General features: G+C 60.2%; 22 protein-coding genes. 3 read left to right on the forward strand and 19 right to left on the reverse strand.

The features are described 5' to 3' along the window. Positions 1-19: 19 nt before the first annotated feature. From carA to pyrR, 4 genes are all read right to left on the reverse strand, one after another. The gene (gene carA / locus WG936_RS00780) at positions 20-1159 is read right to left on the reverse strand and encodes a glutamine-hydrolyzing carbamoyl-phosphate synthase small subunit (protein ID WP_339563490.1); all 1140 of its coding nucleotides are present in this window, start codon (positions 1157-1159) and stop codon (positions 20-22) included. A 65-nt stretch (positions 1160-1224) separates the two neighbouring features. Continuing rightward, a complete protein-coding gene (locus tag WG936_RS00785) occupies positions 1225-2580 on the reverse strand; it encodes a dihydroorotase (RefSeq protein WP_339571848.1) in 1356 nt (451 codons plus the stop codon). 6 nt (positions 2581-2586) lie between these two features. Then, positions 2587-3522, reverse strand: a complete 936-nt coding sequence (locus WG936_RS00790; protein ID WP_339563488.1) for an aspartate carbamoyltransferase catalytic subunit — start codon at positions 3520-3522, stop codon at positions 2587-2589. Between the two features lie 3 nt (positions 3523-3525). Next, positions 3526-4083 (reverse strand): bifunctional pyr operon transcriptional regulator/uracil phosphoribosyltransferase PyrR, encoded by a 558-nt coding sequence (gene pyrR, locus WG936_RS00795; RefSeq protein WP_339571849.1) that lies wholly within the window; start codon positions 4081-4083, stop codon positions 3526-3528. 122 nt (positions 4084-4205) lie between these two features. Between pyrR and WG936_RS00800 the strand changes: the two genes are divergently transcribed. From WG936_RS00800 to WG936_RS00810, 3 genes are read left to right on the forward strand one after another with little or no spacing between them, the layout of a single operon-like run. Next, positions 4206-5531 (forward strand): TIGR01777 family oxidoreductase, encoded by a 1326-nt coding sequence (locus WG936_RS00800; protein WP_339571850.1) that lies wholly within the window; start codon positions 4206-4208, stop codon positions 5529-5531. Next, the gene (locus tag WG936_RS00805) at positions 5521-5940 is read left to right on the forward strand and encodes a YbjN domain-containing protein (protein WP_339571851.1); all 420 of its coding nucleotides are present in this window, start codon (positions 5521-5523) and stop codon (positions 5938-5940) included. The genes WG936_RS00800 and WG936_RS00805 overlap by 11 nt, the downstream gene beginning before the upstream one ends. Then, positions 5933-6289, forward strand: a complete 357-nt coding sequence (locus WG936_RS00810) for a YbjN domain-containing protein (RefSeq protein WP_339571852.1) — start codon at positions 5933-5935, stop codon at positions 6287-6289. Before WG936_RS00805 ends, WG936_RS00810 begins: the two co-directional genes overlap by 8 nt. Here WG936_RS00810 and WG936_RS00815 read toward each other — a convergent pair. From WG936_RS00815 to WG936_RS00885, 15 genes are all read right to left on the reverse strand, one after another. After that, entirely contained in the window at positions 6270-7106 is an 837-nt protein-coding gene (locus WG936_RS00815) for a PPK2 family polyphosphate kinase (protein WP_339571853.1), read from the reverse strand. The genes WG936_RS00810 and WG936_RS00815 overlap by 20 nt on opposite strands. 164 nt (positions 7107-7270) lie before the next feature. Beyond that, complete coding sequence (gene nusB / locus WG936_RS00820) at positions 7271-7762, reverse strand: transcription antitermination factor NusB (RefSeq protein WP_339563482.1); 492 nt, start codon at positions 7760-7762, stop codon at positions 7271-7273. Next, the gene (efp, locus tag WG936_RS00825; RefSeq protein ID WP_339563481.1) at positions 7762-8325 is read right to left on the reverse strand and encodes an elongation factor P; all 564 of its coding nucleotides are present in this window, start codon (positions 8323-8325) and stop codon (positions 7762-7764) included. The genes nusB and efp overlap by 1 nt, the downstream gene beginning before the upstream one ends. 35 nt (positions 8326-8360) lie before the next feature. Continuing rightward, on the reverse strand, positions 8361-9446 hold the full coding sequence (locus WG936_RS00830; protein WP_339572023.1) for an aminopeptidase P family protein: 1086 nt from the start codon (positions 9444-9446) through the stop codon (positions 8361-8363). 8 nt (positions 9447-9454) lie between these two features. Further along, a complete protein-coding gene (gene aroQ / locus WG936_RS00835; protein ID WP_339563480.1) occupies positions 9455-9877 on the reverse strand; it encodes a type II 3-dehydroquinate dehydratase in 423 nt (140 codons plus the stop codon). Then, on the reverse strand, positions 9874-10902 hold the full coding sequence (gene aroB, locus WG936_RS00840; RefSeq protein WP_339571854.1) for a 3-dehydroquinate synthase: 1029 nt from the start codon (positions 10900-10902) through the stop codon (positions 9874-9876). The genes aroQ and aroB overlap by 4 nt, the downstream gene beginning before the upstream one ends. Beyond that, the gene (locus WG936_RS00845) at positions 10899-11402 is read right to left on the reverse strand and encodes a shikimate kinase (RefSeq protein WP_339563478.1); all 504 of its coding nucleotides are present in this window, start codon (positions 11400-11402) and stop codon (positions 10899-10901) included. The genes aroB and WG936_RS00845 overlap by 4 nt, the downstream gene beginning before the upstream one ends. Next, positions 11395-12615, reverse strand: a complete 1221-nt coding sequence (gene aroC, locus WG936_RS00850; protein WP_339563477.1) for a chorismate synthase — start codon at positions 12613-12615, stop codon at positions 11395-11397. Before aroC ends, WG936_RS00845 begins: the two co-directional genes overlap by 8 nt. Before the next feature lie 32 nt (positions 12616-12647). Then, positions 12648-13007: a prepilin peptidase gene (locus WG936_RS00855; protein WP_339571855.1), complete on the reverse strand. Its 360-nt coding sequence runs from the start codon at positions 13005-13007 to the stop codon at positions 12648-12650. A 4-nt stretch (positions 13008-13011) separates the two neighbouring features. Then, positions 13012-13755, reverse strand: coding sequence for a shikimate dehydrogenase (locus tag WG936_RS00860; protein ID WP_339563475.1), 744 nt, complete (start codon positions 13753-13755; stop codon positions 13012-13014). Then, complete coding sequence (gene mltG / locus WG936_RS00865) at positions 13755-14903, reverse strand: endolytic transglycosylase MltG (protein ID WP_339563474.1); 1149 nt, start codon at positions 14901-14903, stop codon at positions 13755-13757. The genes WG936_RS00860 and mltG overlap by 1 nt, the downstream gene beginning before the upstream one ends. Then, positions 14900-15391: a Holliday junction resolvase RuvX gene (gene ruvX / locus WG936_RS00870; protein WP_339563473.1), complete on the reverse strand. Its 492-nt coding sequence runs from the start codon at positions 15389-15391 to the stop codon at positions 14900-14902. Before ruvX ends, mltG begins: the two co-directional genes overlap by 4 nt. A gap of 38 nt (positions 15392-15429) precedes the next feature. After that, the gene (alaS, locus tag WG936_RS00875; protein WP_339571856.1) at positions 15430-18093 is read right to left on the reverse strand and encodes an alanine--tRNA ligase; all 2664 of its coding nucleotides are present in this window, start codon (positions 18091-18093) and stop codon (positions 15430-15432) included. Positions 18094-18174: 81 nt separating this feature from the next. Continuing rightward, a complete protein-coding gene (locus tag WG936_RS00880) occupies positions 18175-19500 on the reverse strand; it encodes a replication-associated recombination protein A (protein ID WP_339572024.1) in 1326 nt (441 codons plus the stop codon). A gap of 19 nt (positions 19501-19519) precedes the next feature. Then, positions 19520-20770 (reverse strand): phosphotransferase, encoded by a 1251-nt coding sequence (locus tag WG936_RS00885; protein ID WP_339563471.1) that lies wholly within the window; start codon positions 20768-20770, stop codon positions 19520-19522. Positions 20771-20845 lie beyond the last annotated feature (75 nt).

The raw sequence follows: 20845 nt of genomic DNA on the forward strand, positions 1-20845 counted from the left end.
CCTTTCGTGGTCTATCGGTTTACTTAGAGCCCAGGAGCTCAAGGAACTGGTCAAACAGCGGGTTGGCATCGTGCGGGCCAGCGGCTGATTCTGGGTGGTACTGGACGGAGAATGCGCGGCCGCTCTTGAGCGCGACGCCTTCAACGGTGCCGTCGTTCAGGCAGGTGTGCGTGACGTGGGCCGGGCCGAAAGGCGACTCAAACTCCTGACCTGCCTCCCCCTCCAGCGCGAAACCGTGGTTTTGGGAGGTGATATAGATCTTGTTAGTCAGGTGATCAAGCACCGGAATATTCACACCCCGGTGGCCAAACTTCATCTTGAAGGTGCGCAATCCGAGCGCACGACCCAAGATCTGATTGCCGAAGCAGATACCGAACAGCGGCAGGTCTGCTTTGATGATCTCGGAGACGATAGCAACCATGCTGTCCGCAGTAGCCGGGTCGCCCGGGCCATTGGAGATGAACACGCCATCCGGGTTGTATTGCTTGATGTCCTCGAATGGGGTGTTCGCCGGGACAACGACGGTGCGAATGCCGCGCGCAGCAAAGTTACGCGGAGTCTGGGACTTAATACCCATGTCATACGCGACGACGGTAAACGCGGTCTCCCCGTCGGGTTCTAGTACATATGGCTCTTTGGTGGACACCTCAGCTGCTAAATCAGCACCAGCCATCGAGGGTTGGGACTGCACGATCGCCAGCAGTTCAGTCTCCGGCCGCAACGCGTCATCACCGCTGAAGATGCCGGCCGGGAGGGAGCCATGGTTTCGTAGGTGCCGCACCAGTGCGCGCGTGTCTACGCCAGCAATGCCGATCGTGCCCTGCTTCAGCATCTCCTCCGGCAGGGATCGCTTCGCGCGCCAATTGGACACCTGATGGGCCAAGTCGCGAATTACCAGGCCGGCGACCCAGATCTGGTTGTCATGAGACTCGTTGTCTTCATCGTTCCAGCCGGTGTTGCCGATCTGTGGGGCGGCGGCGACCACAATTTGGCGATGAAACGATGGATCCGTCATGGATTCCTGGTAACCGGTCATCGCCGTGGTAAACACTGCCTCGCCGAGAGTGGTGCCGGTTGCACCGAAGCCGGTGCCGCGGAAAGTACGGCCGTCGGCAAGCACCAAGATTGCAGGAACGTCCGTTGCGGATGCGTTGTGCACTTTTTCGCCTTTCGTGGTTTGGGGAAACCAAAGTGTGAGTGTGTTGCTAAGTGTAAGTCTGCTAGTTAGCCGAGTGCGCGCGGTAGCGTGGTGGCACCCTCGTCACAGGTGACGTGACCTCGAAGTATCGTCGTGGTGACCCTGGTATGAAACTCCATACCCTCATAAGGAGTGTTCTCGCATTTGGAATCCATGTCCGCACCACGAGCAATCCAGGAGGTATCCGGATCAACGAGGGTAAGGTTGGCCGGCTCTCCGACGGCGATTGGGCGGCCATGCCCGGGCAGCCGAACGATCTCTGCCGGACGCTCTGACATGACCTTGGCTACCCAGCGCCAGTCGGCTTGTCCGGTACGGACGAAGGTGTCCGCAATAATAGCAAGCGAGGTTTCCAGCCCCAGCATTCCGGGGCGAGCGTGCTCGAACTCAACACACTTTTCTTCCGAGCCATGCGGAGCGTGGTCCGTGGCAACGCAATCGATGGTGCCGTCGAGCAGCGCTGCTTGCAGTGCCTCGGTGTCGTGTTGCTCGCGCAGCGGCGGGTTCACTCGGTTGACACCGTCATAGGTCTCCAGGCGCGCATCGGTCAACGTCAGGTGGTGCGGGGTCACTTCGGCGGTGATGGGGATCCCCTGCGCTTTTGCCCATTTGACTAGCTCCACAGAGCCCGTGGTGGAGAGGTGACAAATGTGCATCCGCGTGCCGTAGTCGCGGGTAAGCAGCGCATCCCGGGCGACCACGGATTCTTCGGCGGCGCGGGGCCAGCCGCGCAACCCCAGGCGGGCCGCAACTTCGCCCTCGTGGGCTGGCGCGCCGTCCGTGAGGCGAATGTCCTCGCAGTGTTGTGCCAGCAGAACGTCCTGGCCCTTGGCGTACTCAATCGCACGACGCATGATCAAGGGGTTATCCACGCACTTGCCGTCGTCCGAGAACATGCGCACTTTAGCCACGCTACGAGCCATCATGCCGTATTCGGTGAGTTCCTTACCTGCGAGCCCCTTGGTGATGGATCCGATGGGATGCACGTCGCACAGCCCGATGGCCTGGGATTTCAGCCAGACGGACTCAGCGATGGTTGGTTGATCCATTACCGGCATGGTGTTGGCCATGGTGAATACTGCGGTAAAACCGCCCTTCGCTGCAGCCGCGGAGCCGGACGCTAAAGTTTCGGTGTCTTCGCGGCCTGGTTCCCGCAGGTGCACATGGATATCCACCAGCCCGGGCAGCAGCACCTGGCCGTGGCCGTCGATAGTGCGGTCAGCCGCGCAGTCCAGGTGGGCACCGATCTCGGCAATATCGCCACCCTCGATGAACACGTCTACTGGCTCGCCCTCACCGTAAGGGCGCACGTTGCGCAGCAGGAGTGTCTTATCGGTGATGGGGGCAAGTTGGCCGGTGGCTGGAAAATTTGTGTTCGTCATTGCGGGTTAGCCTTCCGTACCGATGAGGGTGGTGAACAGTACGGCCATCCGCACGTGGACACCGTTGGATACCTGTTGGAGCACCGCGGTTTGCGGGGCATCTGCAACGTGGTAGTTCATTTCCATGCCACGCAGCATCGGCCCAGGGTGCATCACGATTGCGTGCTTCGGCATGCTTGCTGCGCGCGCCTTGGACATGCCGTAGAGCGTCGCGTACTCGCGGTGGGAGGGGAAGAAGCCGCCGTGCATGCGTTCCTGTTGCACACGCAGCATCATCACAACGTCCGCGTCTTTGATTTCCTCGTCCATGTCATAGCCGAAGCGCACCGGCCAGGTCTCTACCCCGGTTGGGAGCAGCGTTGGCGGGGCGATCAGGACCACTTCGTTTCCGAGGGCGGCGTGCAGATCCACGTTGGAGCGGACTACTCGCGAATGCAGGCAGTCACCCACGATGACCACTTTGAGGCCGGTAATACGCCCCAGTCGCTGCCGCATTGTCACGGCGTCGAGTAGCGCCTGCGTCGGGTGCTGGTGCGCGCCGTCACCGGCATTGATTATCGACGGCCCTTGCGTCCCCTCCGGGCAGAGCCACTGCGCAACCTGCTGCGCTGCGCCAGAGGCAGGATGACGCATGATGATGGCATCCGCGCCTATCGCCGCAAGGGTGGACGCGGTGTCTTTGAGGGATTCCCCCTTCTTCACGGAGGAACTGGCGGCGGAGACGTTGATAACGTCGGCGCTCATCCACTTGCCAGCAGTCTCGAAAGAGGAGCGGGTGCGGGTGGAATTTTCGTAGAACATGGTGAAGATGGTGCGCCCGCGGAGCGTCGGCAGCTTCTTCACCTCACGCCCTTCGAGTGCTTCCCGGAATTTGTCGGCCTCATCCAGCAGGCCAATGATCTCCTCGTTGCTGAGATCGGAAATGCTCAGGAGGTGCTTCATGCCTTAGCTTTCTCGCGTAATGGTGACCGCGTCGCGGCCGTCGATTTCCTGCAGCCACACAGTGACGTCCTCGCCCTTCGCCGTGGGCAAGTTCTTGCCCACATAGTCGGCGCGGATTGGTAGCTGCCGGTGTCCGCGATCCACCAGGACCGCGAGTTGGATCATGGCCGGGCGGCCTTCATCGCGCAGCGCGTCCAACGCCGCGCGAATGGTACGGCCGGAAAACAATACATCGTCGACCAAGATGACGGTGGCTTCGTCGATGCCGTCTTCCGGCATGAACGTGGGTAGTAATGCGCGATGCGGTGTCGATCGCAAGTCATCACGATACAAGGTGATGTCTAAGGATCCGGTGGCAACGCGGACGCCGGAAAACTCTTCGATCTTTGTGGCCAGGCGCTGTGCTAGCGGCACTCCGCCTGAAGGAATTCCGAGCAGGATCACTCGTGGGCTCCCTGGCGCGTCCAGGGCTGTTTTCTCAATAATCTGGTGCGCGATTCGCGCGACGATTCGGCTGACATCTGCTGCAGACAGCAGTTCAGTTCCATCGTTGTCGCTCATCGTGACCTCCTTCCCCGCCTCTCTGTGCGGACCATTAAAGGATGTCTCTATGCTTAAAGGACAAGGCTCATGGTAGCACCACTATCCGAGCTCCACTACCATTCCTTCGAAAGGCATGAAAGATGAGCTTCACCACCACGCAGTTCGTGCCCTTTGACCGCAGTGAGGTGTGGCAGTGGCACACCCGATCGGGTGCCATTGCCCGTTTGACTCCCCCGTTTTTACCCATGACGCCGATCCGCCAGGCCGCTAGTTTGGCCGATGGCACCACAGTTTTCGCCTTCCCGGCTGGCTTGAAATGGGTCGCCCGCCACGAGGTAAGTTCCTACCGCCGCGAACGGCAATTTGTTGATGAGTGCGTTTCAGCCCCAATCCGCAAGTTCGCTCATTGGCGGCACGAACATATTTTTGCTGATGCGGACGGCGGAATGACGCTGTGCGACCGTGTCGAAACACGAGTGCCTGCCGCTACGCTGCGCGCTGCCTTCGCCTATCGCCAGCACCAGCTCCTCGCCGACCTCACTGCGGGCGCGCGCCTGCGCTCTCTCGGCGACGCCCCCGTCCGCGTAGCGATGACGGGATCCCGTGGCCTCGTGGGCCGAGCCCTCACCGCCTTCTTGACCACCATGGGGATCGAGGTAATCCAATTGGTTCGCTCCGGGGCAAAGGAGGGCCAACGCCTGTGGGATCCGCCCTCCCCTGCGCCGGATCTCTTGACGGGTGCTACCGCAGTGGTCCATCTTGCCGGCGAAGCGATCGGAGGCCGGTTTAGCGACTCTCATAAGCAGAACCTGCGCACGTCCCGTATTGAACCGACTGAAAAACTAGCCCAGCTTGCCTCAGCTACTCCCAGCGTGAATACCTTCGTTTCCGCTTCAGCCATCGGCATTTACGGTCCCAGCTGTGGCGCAGACGGCCCGGTTGACATCACGGACCCGCCCGGGGAAGGCTTTCTTGCGCAGCTATGCACCGACTGGGAGGCCGCCGCAGCAAGCTGCACAAAGAGAACTGTGCTCATGCGCACCGGACTCGTACTTTCGGGTCGCGGCGGCCTGTTACCTGTGTTCAAAGCACTGTTTTCCGCGGGACTTGGGGGTCGACTCGGCGACGGCAACCAGTGGATGTCCTGGATCAGTATTGAGGACTTGGTTTACGCCTACGCCGCCGCAGTATTGGATCCCACCTGCACAGGCGCAATCAATGCGGTATCTCCCCAGCCAGTAACTAATGCTGAGTTCACAGCGCAGCTGGCGACGGCCTTAAAGCGCCCGAAGCTGCTGAGCATGCCGAGCATCGGCCCGAAACTACTCCTGGGCAACGAAGGCGCCATGGAACTGGCACTCGCTGACCAACAGGTGGCATCCTCGTTGGAACACCTCTCCTATCCGACACTGGAACACTGCCTGCGTCACGAGCTAGGCGGAGAAAGGCTCGCTGATGAGCACTAGCGTCACCCTCGAGCGCGTCGCGGCATTCTTCACCGCTGAAGGTTTGGGATACATCCCGGATCCGGAACAGGACGCAGTACTAAGCGGCTTCGATGACGTCGCAATCGCCGTGTATGTCCGGGAGATACTCTTAGTCAGTGCGCAATGGCGCGCACAGGCCACACCGGCGGAGGCTAGCGCACTGTTGGAGGCAGCAAATGAGTGGAACGCCGGGCATCCCGCCCCGATCGTGTTCCTGGCTGAGGAGGACGGGGTACGCGTCCAGTTCAAACGCGGGATTTCTCTCCTCGACTTAGATGAGGAGCAGCTGAGCTATTTTCTTGCCAGCTCCATCAGCGCAATTGCTGCCGCCTGCCAGTGGTTCGCCCAGAAATTCCCCGCACTAGTTACTTGGGAGAGCCATGAATGACGTGACACTGCCCCGCTTGCTCGAGACAATGACCAACCTCAATGTCCAGCTCGCTCCCACAAAAACACCGGGGTTGTGGGCAGCTAATCTCAACGGCCAACTATTCCAGTTTGCGCTCATGCCGTCCCAAGCGATCGTTCGCGCAGATCTGCCCGGTGCCGTGAGTCTCTTGCGTTGCAATGAGATCAACGCCAGTGGTTTGCTGGTCTCCGCGGCGGTAGTAGCGGACATGGTCCGTATCGAGCACACCTTCCCCACCGCGGCCGGGCTAGCCGACGCCCAGCTGAAGACCTTGCTCAGCCAGGCCATCGATCACATATTTGCGGCGATTAGGACGCTGCAACCCTAGCCTTTTCTGTCGCAATATCGAAGTTCGCTGCAGGCCATTCGAGGTTCATGTCTCGCAGCGCACCCAGTAGCAAGAAGCGCACCACCATACGGGCATATGGTTTATTGTCGCTCGGCACCACGTACCACGGGGCAAGCTCAGTGCTGGTGCGCTCAAAAGCGATGCGATATGCCTCCTGGTATTCCTGCCAGTGGCCACGCTCATCAACGTCACCCGGGTTATACTTCCAGTACTTCGCTGGGTTTTCCAGGCGCTCAATCAGGTTCTCTTTTTGGAACTCTGGGGAGATGTGAAGGAACACTTTGATGATGCGAGTGCCCTGCTTGATCAGTGCTTCTTCGAAGTCGTTGATCGCGCCGTAGCGGCGTTCGATTTCCTCGGGGCTCGAGAGTTCGTGCACGCGATGCACGAGGACATCCTCGTAGTGTGAACGATCGAAAATTCCCACCTTTCCCTGGGCTGGCAGCTCCTTTTCGATGCGCCACAGGAAGTCATGCGCCAGCTCCTCCGCGGTGGGCTTGCCAAAGCCGGCAATGTGGACGCCCTGTGGATCGAGCGGATCGAGCACATGCTTGACCACGCCGCCCTTGCCGGAGGTATCCATTCCCTGCAGAACGATCAGAACACTACCGGGGTTGTTCCCCGCCCGAGCGTTCGCGTATAGCTTCTCCTGCAGTTCGCGCAGTTCTGACTCGATCGCCGCAGTCTGCTTCTCGACGTCCTTTTTGTCCCCCTTGAACCCCGGGGTACTCCCTGGTTCAATGCTGATGTCGGTGGCGCGGAGGGCGCGGGCTTCTTCTACCGTGAACTTACTCATGTCACGAGGTTACCGGAATCATCGCAACCCCCGAACCCCTTTTGCCGAGGTTCCCTGGATATCGAAATATTCGGAAAGCTATTACCAGGAAAGTTCGGCAAAAGGGGTTCCCCCAGAACGCGAAAACCCCGCCGTAGCGGGGTCATCATGGAAAGCAGACTAACTTAGTCTTCTGGTTGCCCAGAGTCTGCTACCGGAGCTGTGGCTTCGGCAGTCAACTCCGTGGCGTGGCTGAGGACGTCGTCAAGCACAGCGTTGATGTACGGTGGCGCGACATCAGTGGAGTACTCGGCGGCAAGCTCAATGCCTTCCACCACGGCGGTCTTGCGGGGCACGTCCGGGTTAAAGAGCAATTCCCAGGTGGACATGCGCAGAATCGCGCGGTCGACGGCTGGGATGCGTTCGAGCGTCCAATCCTCGGCGAGGAAGCGGGCGATGGCGGAATCGATCCGGTCGAGTTCTTCCGCTACGCCAACAACGATCTGACGCGTGTAGCTAGCAACTGGCGCAACCGGTGGTTCCGGCAAACGGGCTAGCTCGACGCGATCGTCGACGATGGCCACGGGATCCACGTCGCGGGCTTCCGCCTCGAACAGGATGTCAACTGCGCGGCGACGCGCCTTGTAGCGCGCGCCGTGACGCTTGTAATCGCTCATTAGTTGTTGACGCGGGAGAGGTAAGAACCGTCACGAGTGTCAACCTTGACCACGTTGCCGGTCTCGAGGAACAGCGGCACCTGGATCTCAGCGCCGGTTTCGAGGGTAGCCGGCTTGGTGCCACCAGTGGAGCGGTCGCCCTGCAGGCCTGGATCGGTGTGTTCGATCTTCAGGTCCACGGAAATCGGAAGCTCAGCGAACAGTGCTTCGCCCTCGTGGAAGGACACCTGGACGATCATGTTCTCGAGCAAGAACTTTGCGCCTTCACCCATGAGGTGTGGAGCAAGCTCAATCTGATCGTAGGTCTTGGAGTCCATCAGGACGTAGGAAGAGCCGTCGAAGTACAGGTAGGTCATGTCACGGCGGTCAACGTTTGCGGTCTCTACTTTAACGCCGGCGTTGAAGGTCTTGTCGATGATCTTGCCGGAGACCACGTCCTTGAGCTTAGTGCGCACGAAGGCTGGGCCCTTGCCTGGCTTGACGTGCTGGAACTCGATGATCTGGTTCAGCTTGCCTTCCATCTTGAGCACAAGGCCGTTCTTAAAGTCAGCGGTAGTCGCCACGAATTTCTCCCTCTATAGGTATTAACCCGAACATTCTACAACACAGTGAGTTCTTTAGACATCACGGTGATAATCTCTGGCGCGCCGGAGCTAATGATGAGCGTGTCTTCGATGCGGACACCACCCAGCCCCGGTACATAAATTCCCGGTTCGATGGTCAGCGTCATCCCCGCCTCCAGCACTCCTTCTCCACTCTGCGCGGCATAAGGCGCCTCATGGACATCAAGGCCCACCCCATGGCCCGTCGAATGCACAAAGTACGCGCCGTAGCCGGCCGCAGCGATCACCTCTCGGCAGGCTTTATCGACGTCCACCAATTCCGTACCCGGCGTCGCGGCCGCAATTCCTGCCTCCTGTGCGGCGAGCACCGTCTGATAGATCTTGCGCATTTCAGCGTCCGGCTCGCCCACTACGAAGGTACGGGTCATGTCGGAATTGAATCCGCGGTCGTGCGCGCCGAAGTCAATGGTGAGAAAGTCACCGTCCTGGATGACGCGGTCCTCAGCACCGTGATGCGGCTTTGCGCTATTGCTACCGGAGGCCACGATGGTGTCAAAGCTGGGACGCTCGGCCCCGGCGGCGCGCATCAGATACTCCAACTCTGCGGCAATGTCCCGCTCGCTACGACCACGCAGCTCACCTTCCAGCAGCTTTTCCAAGCTCGCGGTGGCTAGGGCAGCAACTTCCCGCAGCCGGTCCAAGGAAAGTTCGTCCTTGACCAAGCGCAGTTCTTCGATCACCCCGGTAACAGGAACGAGCACAACATCCTCGCCTGCTGCTTCTTTGAGCCGCTCTAGCTCGGCGACGGACACATAGTCCGCTTCGAAACCTACGCGACGTGGCCCCTGTACCTCAGACAACAGCACCTTCGCACTATTACGCTCGATGAGCGCCTCAAGGTCCGGAACCTCCGCGGCGATCTGCAGGGTATAACGGCCGTCGGTGCAGATGCGTGCGGACAAATCCTTGTTGACGAGCAGCGCCGCGTTAGAACCTGAGAAATTGGACAGGAAGCGTACATGGGTCAGGTGGGTTACCAACATGGAGTCGATGCGTTGGCCTGCAAGTTTGGCGGCGAGGGCGCGACGACGGTTGGAAAAACGGGTATCGGCGAAACTCAGCATGTGGTTTATCGTACTTCTTCCGCCATGCCACGTAGGGCTAATTCATAGCCTTTTGTGCCCAGTCCCGCGATAACCCCCTTTGCGATTGGGGAAAGGAAGCTGTGCTGCCGGAAGGGTTCCCGAGCGTGCACGTTGGAAATATGAACCTCGATGAACTCGACTTCCACCAGCGCGTCGCGCAGCGCCACTGAGGTATGGGTGTAACCGCCGGGGTTGATGATCACCTGCCAGCCCTTTTCGGCTGCCTCATGCACCCAGTCGATCAACACGCCTTCGTGATTGGATTGTCGGCACTCTACCTCCAGCGCCAGCTCGGCTGCTACTGCGCTGATGCGCTTTTCGACGTCGATAAGCGTGGTCGCGCCGTAGATCTCCGGCTGCCGCTTGCCCAAGCGGTCCAGGTTCGGCCCATTCAAAACTAGGATCATGCGTTCATCGCCTTAAATGCGTTGCGGAGTTCTTCCTTGCTCACGTCGCTGAGACGGGTGGTTTTGCCAACCTCGGTGATCGCGACGAAACGAATGTTGCCATCACGGTTCTTCTTATCCCGCATCATCGCTGTATACAGTTCCTCGAAGTCGCCGTCGTAGCGCACCGGTAGCCCGGCCGCAGAAATGATATCCAGGTGGCGCTGTAGCAGCTCTGGACCAAACAGTCCCCGTTGCTGCGATAAGTGCGCGATAAAGCTCATACCCACGGCGACCGCGTTCCCGTGCCGCCAGCGGTAGTTTTCCTGCAGTTCCACGGCATGGCCGAAGGTGTGCCCGTAGTTGAGGATTTCGCGCAGCGAGCTCTCCTTCAGGTCGGCCGAGACCACGCGGGCCTTCACTGCGATGGCGCGCTCGATGAGTTCCTGCAGCTGGTTGCTCGCTCCGGCTTCGTAGATCCGCAAGATCTCCTCGTCCGCAATGAAGCCAGTCTTGATGATCTCGGCGGAACCCGAAACGAGCTCTTCCTGCGGCAGCGTGTCCAGGAAATTGAGGTCCACGAACACCGCGCTTGGCTCGTGGAATGCGCCCACGAGGTTCTTCCCTGCCGCCGTGTTGATGCCGGTCTTGCCACCTACGGCTGCGTCCACCATCGCCAGGAGCGTGGTGGGCACCTGGACAACGCGAATGCCTCGCATCCAGGCCGCAGCGATGAATCCTGCGACATCAGTGGTAGCACCGCCGCCAAGCCCGAGAACTAGATCGCTTCTTCCAAAGCCTTTGTCACCGAGAAAATCCCAAGCACGCTCGCACACGGCGAGAGTTTTACCGTCCTCAGCGTCCGGGATTTCAAATAGATGGGCCTCGGCATTCCATGACTGGGCGAGCTGTGTGGCCTGCGCACGCATGACCGGTTGATGCACGATGAGCACCTTGGCCGCCGGCACCTGCGCGACCTGTTCGAGTACGCCACGTCCGATGGTGACGCGATAAGGCGCGGCGCCGTTGACCTCGATGATGCTCATTGATTCTCCAGGTAGGACAGAATTTCAGTGACTATCTTCTGTGGGGTGGAATCGCTGGTGCGCGCCTTGAAGGTTGCAACCTCTTGATAAAGCGGGCGGCGGGAATCCAGGATCTCGCGATAACGAGCCTCCCGGTCCGCGGCATGGAGCACCGGCCGGGTAGCTTCCCCACTCGTGCGTTTGAGGCCTTCGGCTACTGAAACATCCAGCCAAATCACCTCGCATTCGGCCAGCAGGTCCCGCGTCTGTTGGCTCAGCACCGCGCCACCGCCGAGGCTAATCACGGCGTTATGCTGCAGCGCCGCCGCGACGACGCTTTCCTCCACGCGCCGAAATTCCGCTTCGCCGAGCTCGGTGAAGATCTCGCCGCAAGACTTGCCCAGTTGCTGCTCAATGAGCGCATCCGTGTCAACGAGCTCCACATTGAGGGCGCGCGCTAATCGACGCCCAATGGTGGACTTCCCCGCCCCCGGCGGGCCTACAAGCACCAAACTAGTCATGTGCTGCTCCTGTACCGAAAGCCAAACGCTGCGCGAGGTAATCCCGGTAGGAATCAATATTGCGTTTGGTCTCCACCAGGCTGTCTCCACCGAACTTCTCAATCACCGCCCGTGCTAGTACCAAGGCCACCATGGCCTCGGCCACCACGCCGGCTGCCGGGACAGCGCAGACATCGGAGCGTTGATGGATCGCACTGGCGGCGTCACCACTACTCATATCCACCGTCTTCAGCGCGCGGGGCACCGTGGAGATCGGTTTCATCGCTGCACGTACTACCAGGGTTTCCCCGTTGGTCATGCCGCCCTCGAGACCGCCCGCGCGGTTGCTCTCCCGCTGCACTCCGTCTTCGGAACGCACAATTTGGTCGTGGGCTTGGCTCCCGCGGCTGCGGGCTTGCTCAAAACCGTCGCCGATCTCCACGCCCTTGATCGCCTGAATGCTCATGAGGGCAGCCGCAAGCTGCGCGTCGAGACGCGATTCGCCCGAAGTGTGCGACCCAAGTCCGATAGGCAGTCCCTTGACCACCACCTCAACAACACCGCCTAGCGTGTCCCCGGCTTTCTTAGCTGCCTCGATCTCCGCGATCATCTCGGACTCAGCGTCTTTATCTAGCGCACGCACCGGGGATTCGTCTATCAGGCCTTGTTGCTCGACGTCCGGCAGTGCGCCGCTGTAGCGGAATCCGCCGATGCCGACGACATGGGAGATTACCTCCACGCCCAGTGCTTCCCGCAGAAAGTTGCGGGCCACGGTGGCGGCTGCCACGCGGGCCGCGGTTTCACGCGCCGATGCGCGTTCCAGCACGTTTCGGGCATCCGCGAAGTTGTACTTGAGCATCCCGGAGAAGTCCGCGTGTCCAGGACGCGGGCGGGTAAGCTGCGCGCCTCTACCGGAAGCAAAGGCTTCCTGAACTTCTGCGCTGTCCAGGTCCACAGGATCGGCGGACATGATGGTGGTCCACTTTGGCCACTCCGTATTGCCGATCATGATGGCCAGCGGGCTGCCTAGGGTCTGCCCCAGGCGAACGCCGGTCAGTAGCGTGACCTCATCGGCTTCGAACTTCATTCGCGCGCCGCGACCATATCCAAGGCGACGCCGCGCCAGTTGCTGGGAGACCTCTTCTGAGCTCAGTGGAACGCCAGCCGGCATTCCCTCGAGCATCGCGATGAGGGCCTGGCCGTGCGATTCCCCTGCAGTAGTCCATCGAAGCATGCCCATCATTCTTTCACGCTTGTGCATACCTTTCAAATATCCGCCACCAACAAAAAGGTGGCTGCCAGCATAGACGGGCCATGCGGCACTGATCGAGTTCTGAAAACCACACATGCCATCAGACTCAGCACTGAAGCGAGCAGGATCACTAGTAGCAATTGCACTACCCCTTCCCGGGCTGCAACCACGCCAAGGCTAATGGCCAGCTTGGCGTCACCGCCGCCAATGCCACGCCCGAGATACAACAACGCCCAGCTGGCTCCCCACCAACTACCAGGAAAGACCACGAGCGCCACCAGGGCCGCCGGAAGCGTCAGCAGATTAGGCAGCCTACGGAAACAGATGTCCCAGCCACACAATGCGGTGGCCCACAGGAATACCCCCAACCCCATGGGTTTAGCTTAGGCCGAGGTGCCCCTCCAGCGCAGCACGCATACGTTCTTGTGGTGCTGGTTCCCCAGTGAACAGCTCGAACTGTGCATAGGCTTGATAAGCCAACATGACATGCCCGGCGACTGCTGGGAGCTTCTTCTCCCTGGCCTTTTTGATCAGTGGCGGTGGCCAAGGACTGTAGGAGACGTCGAAAAGCGGGGCCGAAACGTCGAGCGCAGCTGCCGCGCTTCCCGGCAGGGTGGAGATCACGATGTCGCTAGCAGGCACCTCGCCTAGCGGGACCCAAGGCACGCCGAGTTCCGCACCGCGGTCGCTCCGGTTCATCAGCGTGATGTCGTCACAACCTAAGCTCCGTAGCGCCCAAAGCACCGCACGAGCGGTACCACCACCGCCGATGAGCACCGCCGTTTTGGGGCTAACACCGAGCTCCGCGATGGCACCGAGCACGCCGTCAACATCCGTGTTGTCCGCGTGCCACCCGTGTCGAGTCCGCACCAAGGTATTGGCGGATCCGATCTCGCGGGCACGATCAGTGGCGGTGTCCGCCACTTCAAGGGCCGCAAACTTGCAGGGCATAGTGACCGAATAGCCCCTAAAATCACGGTCGAGCACAGCGGGCAACTGCTCAGCAGTGCATTCCTTCTTCACGTAGTGCCAGTGCATGCCCAGCGCGGCGTAGCCGGCGTTGTGCAACACCGGAGAAAGCGAATGCTCAATCGGGCTTCCGAGGACCGCAGCGAGTTCCATTAGCGGTGGCTATCCAACACGCCGTTGTCAATGGATTTTTGGGTATCGCGTTGATGGTCTTCGAAGGAGCGGTTGAAAACGGTGGTACCGTCGCGGTTGATCGTGACGAAGAAGAGCCAGTCTCCCTCAGCCGGGTGCTCCATCGCTTCGATGGCTTCCATGGAGGCGGCGGAAATCGGGGTTTCCGGTAGCCCTTCCTTGGCGTAGGTGTTCCACGGGGTCTCCCGCTTACGATCCTCGTCCCTGGTAGCCACTTCGACGTCCTTCAGGCCATAATTGACCGTCGAGTCGAACTCTAGGCGCATAGGCTCCTTGAGGCGGTTCAAAATAACTCGCGCTACCTTGTCAAAATCGCCCTTTGGCGCCTCGCGTTCTACCAAGGAAGCGGCAGTGAGCAACTCGTATGGGGATAGGCCAATCGCCTGGGAGCGGCTCACGATTCCGGAATCCTCGTACTGCTTGGCGGAGCGGGTAATCAGGTCGGTAAGGATCGCAGTGGCATCATGCTCAGGATTGATTACGTACTGGCCAGGAATGATCAGGCCTTCCAGACGCTTGGGGTCCGCGCCACGCTTCTTCACCGGCTCCAACGCCCACTGTGGCACGCCGAGTTGTTCCGGCGCAGTATTGGCGGCAACCTGCTCCAGATCCGCAACCTTGACGCATTTTTCGTGTGCACACGTGACAGATTCAATGCTGGAATAGATGCCCTGGCGTTTCTGGCCGCCTACTACCTGCACGTCGCTCAGGGTTTGGCCACCAGGGATCTGCAACAGCTCTACTTTGTTCTGTGGGTCGACGAGAGCTGCCACCGCGTCTTCGGCGGACATTTGCTTCTGCACCCGGTAGAAACCGGGAGTGACGTTCGCAGCGTCGGAGTTTTTGCTTGCGGCGCCCTGGAAAGCACCATTGGACTTCACCACGCCGAGATTGACGAGCTCCGGACCGAGTTCCGAGATGCTCTTGCCTTCTCCGATTTCTACCAGCACGGTTTCTCCATTTCCGCTGCCCGCAAAATCGCGGGTGCTCGGCGGGTTGGTACGCAGGTAGCCGACGTACACGATGGTGCCGATGAGTAGCAGCAAACAGGCGACGAGTACTGCCAAGCCCCGCTCGCGGCGCTTTCGATACTTCGGTTCCATTCTCATAATCTCTCCAAATATCGATGTCGGGCATCCAACCAGGACTGCAAGATCTCCACCGCTGCGACCTGATCGATCACAGCTCGGGTTTCCTTCTCACTACGACCTGCGGCGTGGATGGCGTTCAGCGCGGCAACGGTGGTGAGCCTTTCGTCCCCGAGTTTGACGGGAATGTCCTTGCGCCGCTTGATGCGGAAGGCGATGTCCTTGGCGTGCCGGACACTCTTCGAACCTTGCCCACTGAGGTTGCGAGGCAACCCCACGACAACCTCGACGATATCGTGCTCGGCGATGATGTCGAGCAAACGATCAATGTCACCGGCGTCGCGATCCTTGAGCCCAGTTTCACGCGGGACTGTCTCCAGCGGCATGGCAAGGGTCGCCTCACGATTGGAGTAGGCGACCCCGATCCGGACGGTACCGACGTCGATGCCTAATCGACGTCCTGCCCCGGGGTCGTTTTCCCCAGGAATATCCGGCTGCACTGTTGACATGAAACTCAACTTATCGTGTTCGGGCGCTCGTGTGGGCGCTAACGAGGCGTGTCTTCCAACTCCTTCTGCACCGCAGCGACGGCGCTCTGGAAGCCAGCCGCCTTGTTACCGGCGCCTTGGGCCATGTCTGGCTTGCCGCCACCGCGACCATCAACATACTGTCCGATGAGTTTCACCAGGTCTCCGCTCTTGATTCCGCGGGCGATGGCGGACTTAGTTGCTGCAACGATGTAAGGCAGCTTCTCCCCTGCTGCGACGCTGAGCACGATCACGGCGTCACGATCAGCAACCCGGTTCTTCAGGTCCGTCGCGATGCCCCGCAGGTCGCCAGCCTCGACACCGGCAGGTAGCTGAGCTGCGACCAGCGCGAAGCCGTTGATATCCTGCGCCTGGTTGGCATATTCGGCAGTCTTAGCCATCAGCTGGGCGCGACGCATCCGCTCGACTTCCTTCTCGGCCGCCTTCAGCTTCTCCGTGAGCTGGGCGATACGCTCTGGAAGCTCCTCGGAAGGCGCCTTGAGCGAACTTGCCAGTCCGGCTGCCAGCGCCCGCTCCTTGGAAAGGTAGCTGAAGCTGTCCAAACCGGAGTAGGCCTCGATACGGCGAACACCAGAGCCGACGGAGCTTTCACCCAGCACCGCTACCGGACCAACCTGCGAAGAGTGCGTGACATGGGTGCCACCGCACAGCTCCATCGAGAATGGCCCACCGATTTCCACCAGGCGTACTTCGCTGCCATAGTTCTCGCCGAACAGCGCCATAGCGCCCATGGCCTTAGCCTCGTCGAGGGAGGTCTCAATGGTGTTAACCTGCCAGTCAGTGTCCACGGCCTGGTTAGTGATCTGTTCGATCTGGTGCAACTGCTCTGGGGTGAGCGCATCGGTGTAGTTGAAGTCGAAGCGCAGGTAACCCGGCTTGTTCATAGAACCTGCCTGAACGGCAGTTGGGCCGAGCACCTGGCGCAATGCGGCGTGAATCAGGTGGGTTGCGGTGTGCGCCTGGCGCGCGGCATGACGCCACTGCTTATCGACGGCGGCGGTAACCCGCTCCAGCCCCAATTCGCCTTCCTCAACCACTGCGCGGTGTACCCACAGCTTCTTGCCGATCTTCTGTACGTCGCCAACCCGCAGCACAGCGCTACCGGCCTTGATCAGGCCGCGGTCTCCCAGCTGGCCACCTGCTTCGGCGTACATCGGGGTGACGTCAAGGATGACTTCAACTTCTTGCCCAGCGCCGGCCGCACTTATCTTCTTGCCGCCAGATATCAGGCCGAGCACCTGGGCCTCGGCTTCGAGATTCTCAAAGCCCACGAATTCCGTTGGGTGCTGATCAACCCACTCGCGGTAAACAGAAAGATCCACGTGACCATGCTTTTTAGCCTGGGAATCTGCCTTCGCGCGGGCCTTCTGCTCAGCCATTAGGCCATGGAAGCCTGCCTCGTCGACGGTGAGGCCAGCCTCGGAAGCCATCTCCAAGGTGAGGTCGATTGGGAATCCATAGGTGTCGTGGAGGGTGAACGCTTCGGCACCGGCGATGGTGTTGTGACCGGAAGCCTTGACCTCGGCTGCCGCCTCTTCAAAGAGCTTGGTGCCGGATTCCAGCGTGTTGAGGAAGGCCTTTTCCTCGTTCACAGCTACCGCGAGGATACGCTCGCGGGAGCCCTCGATCTCCGGGTAGGACGGGGTCATAGTGTCCATGATCGTGTTCATGAACTCTGCCATTGTTGGGCCGGTAGCACCGAGGAGTCGCGCGGAACGGATGATGCGGCGCAACAGGCGACGCAGGATGTAGCCGCGCCCCTCGTTACCTGGGGTGACACCATCGAGGATGAGCATCATGCCCGTGCGGGAGTGGTCCGCGATGACTCGGAAGCGAATGTTGTCCTGGTTGTCCTTGCCGTAGGCCGCTCCGGTGAGCTTCTCGGCGGCGTCGATGACCGGGCGCAGCAGGTCAGTCTCGTAGACATTGTCGACGCCCTGTAGCAGGCAGGCGATGCGTTCTACACCCATGCCGGTATCGATGTTTTTCTTTGGCAGCGGACCAAGGATCTCAAAATTATCCTTGCCGATGCCCTCGCCCCGCTCGTTTTGCATGAAAACGAGGTTCCAGATCTCCAGGTAGCGGGAGTCATCCGCTTCTGGGCCGCCATCCTTGCCGTACTCCGGGCCACGGTCATAGTAGATCTCCGAACACGGGCCACAGGGCCCTGGTACGCCCATGGACCAGTAGTTATCGGCCATTCCTAGGCGCTGGATGCGCTCGGTAGGGATACCTACCTGCTTGTGCCAGATATCGGCGGCTTCGTCATCATCCAGGTACACCGTGACCCAGAGTTTCTCGGGGTCGAAGCCGTACCCACCCTCAGAGACGGGATTCGTCAGCAGCGCCCACGCATGCTTGATGGCGCCTTCTTTGAAGTAGTTGCCGAAGGAAAAGTTGCCGGCCATCTGGAAGAAGGTGTTGTGACGCGTGGTGATACCCACTTCTTCAATGTCCAGCGTGCGCACGCACTTCTGGATGCTGGTGGCGGTTTCAAACGGCGGGGTCTGCTGGCCCAAGAAATAAGGCTTGAAGGGCACCATGCCAGCGTTGACGAAGAGGAGGTTAGGGTCGTCCAGAATCAGGGACGCGCTGGGCACCGCGGTGTGTCCGGCGTTGACAAAATGCTGGGTGAATCGTTCCCGGATTTCGTGGGTCTGCACGACGTATTTCCTCGCTTTGTGGGTCGATAAAGTTACGGGTTACTACATTACCCGCTGTTGCGCTACGCCCTGCAACACCCTTTAGTTCCCGCCGCGCACAATCCGCCGCAATCGGCCGATAAACTCCGAGAGGCGCTTTTCTGCTCCATGCGTGGTGGGCTCGTAGTACACCGCAGCGCGCAGTTCCTCCGGCAGGTACTGCTGGGTGACGATTCCCCGTGGATCATCGTGCGGGTACTGATACCCGACCGCATTGCCGAGCTTTTCCGCGCCCGCGTAGTGTCCATCCCGCAAATGCGGTGGCACCACTCCGACTACGCCCCTGCGGACGTCGCCAAGCGCGCGGTCAATGGCCACATATACCGCGTTGGACTTCGGCGCCGTCGCCAGATGAACCGTGGCGTGGGCAAGGGTGATCCGCGCCTCCGGCATCCCGATGAAGGACACGGCCTGGTATGCGGCGATGGCGGTTTGCAACGCCGTCGGATCGGCCATCCCAATGTCCTCGCTGGCATGAATCACTAGGCGCCGGGCGATAAAGCGTGGGTCCTCTCCAGCATCGATCATGCGGGCCAGGTAGTGCAGCGCCGCATCAACATCTGAACCTCTGATGGACTTGATGAAGGCGGAGGTGATGTCATAGTGCTGGTCGCCGTCACGGTCATAACGAGCCACAGCCCGGTTGATGTTCTCGCCGACAATCTCAGGGGTCAATTCCCCGCCGTCTGGGACAGCTTCCGCTGCTGCTTCCAAATAGGTCAGTGACCTGCGGGCATCGCCGCCAGCCAGCTGTACGAGCATCTCGATCGCGGTGTCAGAGGCGGTGATGCGACCAGCTAGGCCACGGGCGTCGCTCAGCGCGCGACGCAACACCTGCTCAACTGCTTCCGGTGCCAGCGAGTGCAACTGGATCAGCAACGAGCGAGATAGCAACGGAGCCACAATAGAAAAAGACGGGTTTTCCGTGGTGGCGGCAACAAGCAGCACGGTGCGGTTTTCCACGGCAGCGAGCAGCGCGTCCTGTTGGGTCTTGGAGAAGCGGTGGACCTCGTCAATGAACAGGACGGTGCGCTGGCCGTGGATGAGATCGCGGCGCGCCTGGTCGATCACTGCGCGCACTTCCTTTACCCCCGAGTTCAGCGCAGACAGTCCAACGAAATTATCTCCGGTGGCCTCGCTGATAAGGGAAGCAATGGTGGTCTTTCCCGTCCCGGGCGGACCGTAGAGAATCACGGAGGCTTCCCCGGAGCCTTCGATGATTCTTCGCAGTGGGCGACCGGGGCCAAGTACGTGCTCCTGCCCCATCACTTCATCCAGGCTGCGCGGTCGCATCCGGACCGCAAGCGGCGCATCGTGATCAGGATGGAAGTATTGCTCCGCCGCGCGGTTCGGCTCGTCCGGAAACAATGAGGATTGGCTCACGGGGCTACCCGTCGGAATCGCTCAGGCGCTCGGCGATGGTGGCGGCGAAATGCTGAATAGCGGCGAATCGACCGTCTTCCCACCTAGCAGCGAACCTGCTCAACGCCTCAAAGGTCTCAAAAAGGTCCTTGCGGGCCATGCGACCATGGTCAGTGCCTTCGGAAATGAAGTCCGCGGTGAACAAGTTGAACTCAGCGTCAATGTCCGCGGAGATCATCGCCTCAAGCTCCGGCGATACCTCAGCACCTAGTTCGCTGGGCTGGGCAGTGCCTACCAAAGACACCGCCTGGTTCATGGAGCCGTGGTAGAGGTAGGCCACGCTGGCGAGCGCCCAACCCACCATGGCCGTCACGATCCGGGCACCACGCCTATCGACGTCAGCAGCGCTCGGCCACAATTCCCTGGTCTCCCGAGCCCAGGCTTCAACAAAGGCGTCTACTTCCTCATCTGTGATGATCCGCGCGGATACGAACTGTGGGAAGCCTGCGATCACGCAAGCAACGTCGAAAGTGAAGTCCCGGAAGCCGGCCCACTCATAGTCCAGAAAGTAGGTGTGTCCGGATTCGATGATGTTATCCGGGGAAAGATCAAAGGGAGTGAAAGCGCGGTGCTGACCGGACATCAAGCGTCGCTTCGCCTCACGAGCAGCGTTGTGCACCTCGGGGGTCACCTCAACGCCGGACTGTGCGATCAGTTCTAAGCCGTTGTCTATAGAGGCCAACAGCGACATCTCGCGCAGGTTCTGCAGGTAGGACGTGTCCGGATGTGCTTTGAGCATTCGGCCCAACAAGACCTCAAAATCTGCTTCCCGCAGCGCGGTGCCCACCTGCAGTTTGCCCAGGGCACGCCCTAGGTTGCGCAAGGATTGCTTCCGGACCGACGCATCGCCGCTAGAGAGCAAGTCTGCGTAGGTTTCACCGTCGCCGATATCGGTGATCACCAGGATGCGGTGGTCTACGTCGTGTGCAAGCAACAGTGGCCCGGGTCGCACATCCGCACTGAGGGAATTGGTGAATTGGTAGGCAACAATTTCCCGAACCAAGGCGGCATCATCAATGGCGTCTTCCGACGCTGGCACGAACTTGACCACTACGGTGCGCTCTTCGAGGAATGGCGAGGTACCTACGCGTACCCGAATGACGCGCGCGGAACCGGAACCACTCAGCACCTCCGGGTCCGTCAAGACCTGGGTGCCGCCGAATCGACGCGAAAGCAGCTCGGCTGCAAGCTCGATAATCTGCGAATCCGTAGGCATCGCCACGTCCTCCTTGAAGGCCTATAAGAGAATAGCTGTTATTCTCCCTGATTGATTGTGCCCTAGTCTTTAGGC

Source organism: Corynebacterium sp. H127 (assembly GCF_037482665.1).
GTDB lineage: Bacteria > Actinomycetota > Actinomycetes > Mycobacteriales > Mycobacteriaceae > Corynebacterium.

Coding starts and splice junctions, on each gene's coding strand:
- WG936_RS00785 (WP_339571848.1), bottom strand. CDS start 2,580: ATGACGAACACAAATTTTCCAGCCACCGGCCAACTTGCCCCCATCACC.
- nusB (WP_339563482.1), bottom strand. CDS start 7,762: ATGAGCGATTACAAGCGTCACGGCGCGCGCTACAAGGCGCGTCGCCGC.
- WG936_RS00855 (WP_339571855.1), bottom strand. CDS start 13,007: ATGGGGTTGGGGGTATTCCTGTGGGCCACCGCATTGTGTGGCTGGGAC.
- WG936_RS00790 (WP_339563488.1), bottom strand. CDS start 3,522: ATGAAGCACCTCCTGAGCATTTCCGATCTCAGCAACGAGGAGATCATT.
- WG936_RS00885 (WP_339563471.1), bottom strand. CDS start 20,770: ATGCCTACGGATTCGCAGATTATCGAGCTTGCAGCCGAGCTGCTTTCG.
- WG936_RS00815 (WP_339571853.1), bottom strand. CDS start 7,106: ATGAGTAAGTTCACGGTAGAAGAAGCCCGCGCCCTCCGCGCCACCGAC.
- aroC (WP_339563477.1), bottom strand. CDS start 12,615: ATGCTTCGATGGACTACTGCAGGGGAATCGCACGGCCAGGCCCTCATC.
- aroQ (WP_339563480.1), bottom strand. CDS start 9,877: ATGATCCTAGTTTTGAATGGGCCGAACCTGGACCGCTTGGGCAAGCGG.
- WG936_RS00810 (WP_339571852.1), top strand. CDS start 5,933: ATGAATGACGTGACACTGCCCCGCTTGCTCGAGACAATGACCAACCTC.
- aroB (WP_339571854.1), bottom strand. CDS start 10,902: ATGAGCATCATCGAGGTCAACGGCGCCGCGCCTTATCGCGTCACCATC.
- WG936_RS00800 (WP_339571850.1), top strand. CDS start 4,206: ATGAGCTTCACCACCACGCAGTTCGTGCCCTTTGACCGCAGTGAGGTG.
- mltG (WP_339563474.1), bottom strand. CDS start 14,903: ATGAGAATGGAACCGAAGTATCGAAAGCGCCGCGAGCGGGGCTTGGCA.
- ruvX (WP_339563473.1), bottom strand. CDS start 15,391: ATGTCAACAGTGCAGCCGGATATTCCTGGGGAAAACGACCCCGGGGCA.
- WG936_RS00805 (WP_339571851.1), top strand. CDS start 5,521: ATGAGCACTAGCGTCACCCTCGAGCGCGTCGCGGCATTCTTCACCGCT.
- WG936_RS00845 (WP_339563478.1), bottom strand. CDS start 11,402: ATGACTAGTTTGGTGCTTGTAGGCCCGCCGGGGGCGGGGAAGTCCACC.
- WG936_RS00860 (WP_339563475.1), bottom strand. CDS start 13,755: ATGGAACTCGCTGCGGTCCTCGGAAGCCCGATTGAGCATTCGCTTTCT.
- pyrR (WP_339571849.1), bottom strand. CDS start 4,083: ATGAGCGACAACGATGGAACTGAACTGCTGTCTGCAGCAGATGTCAGC.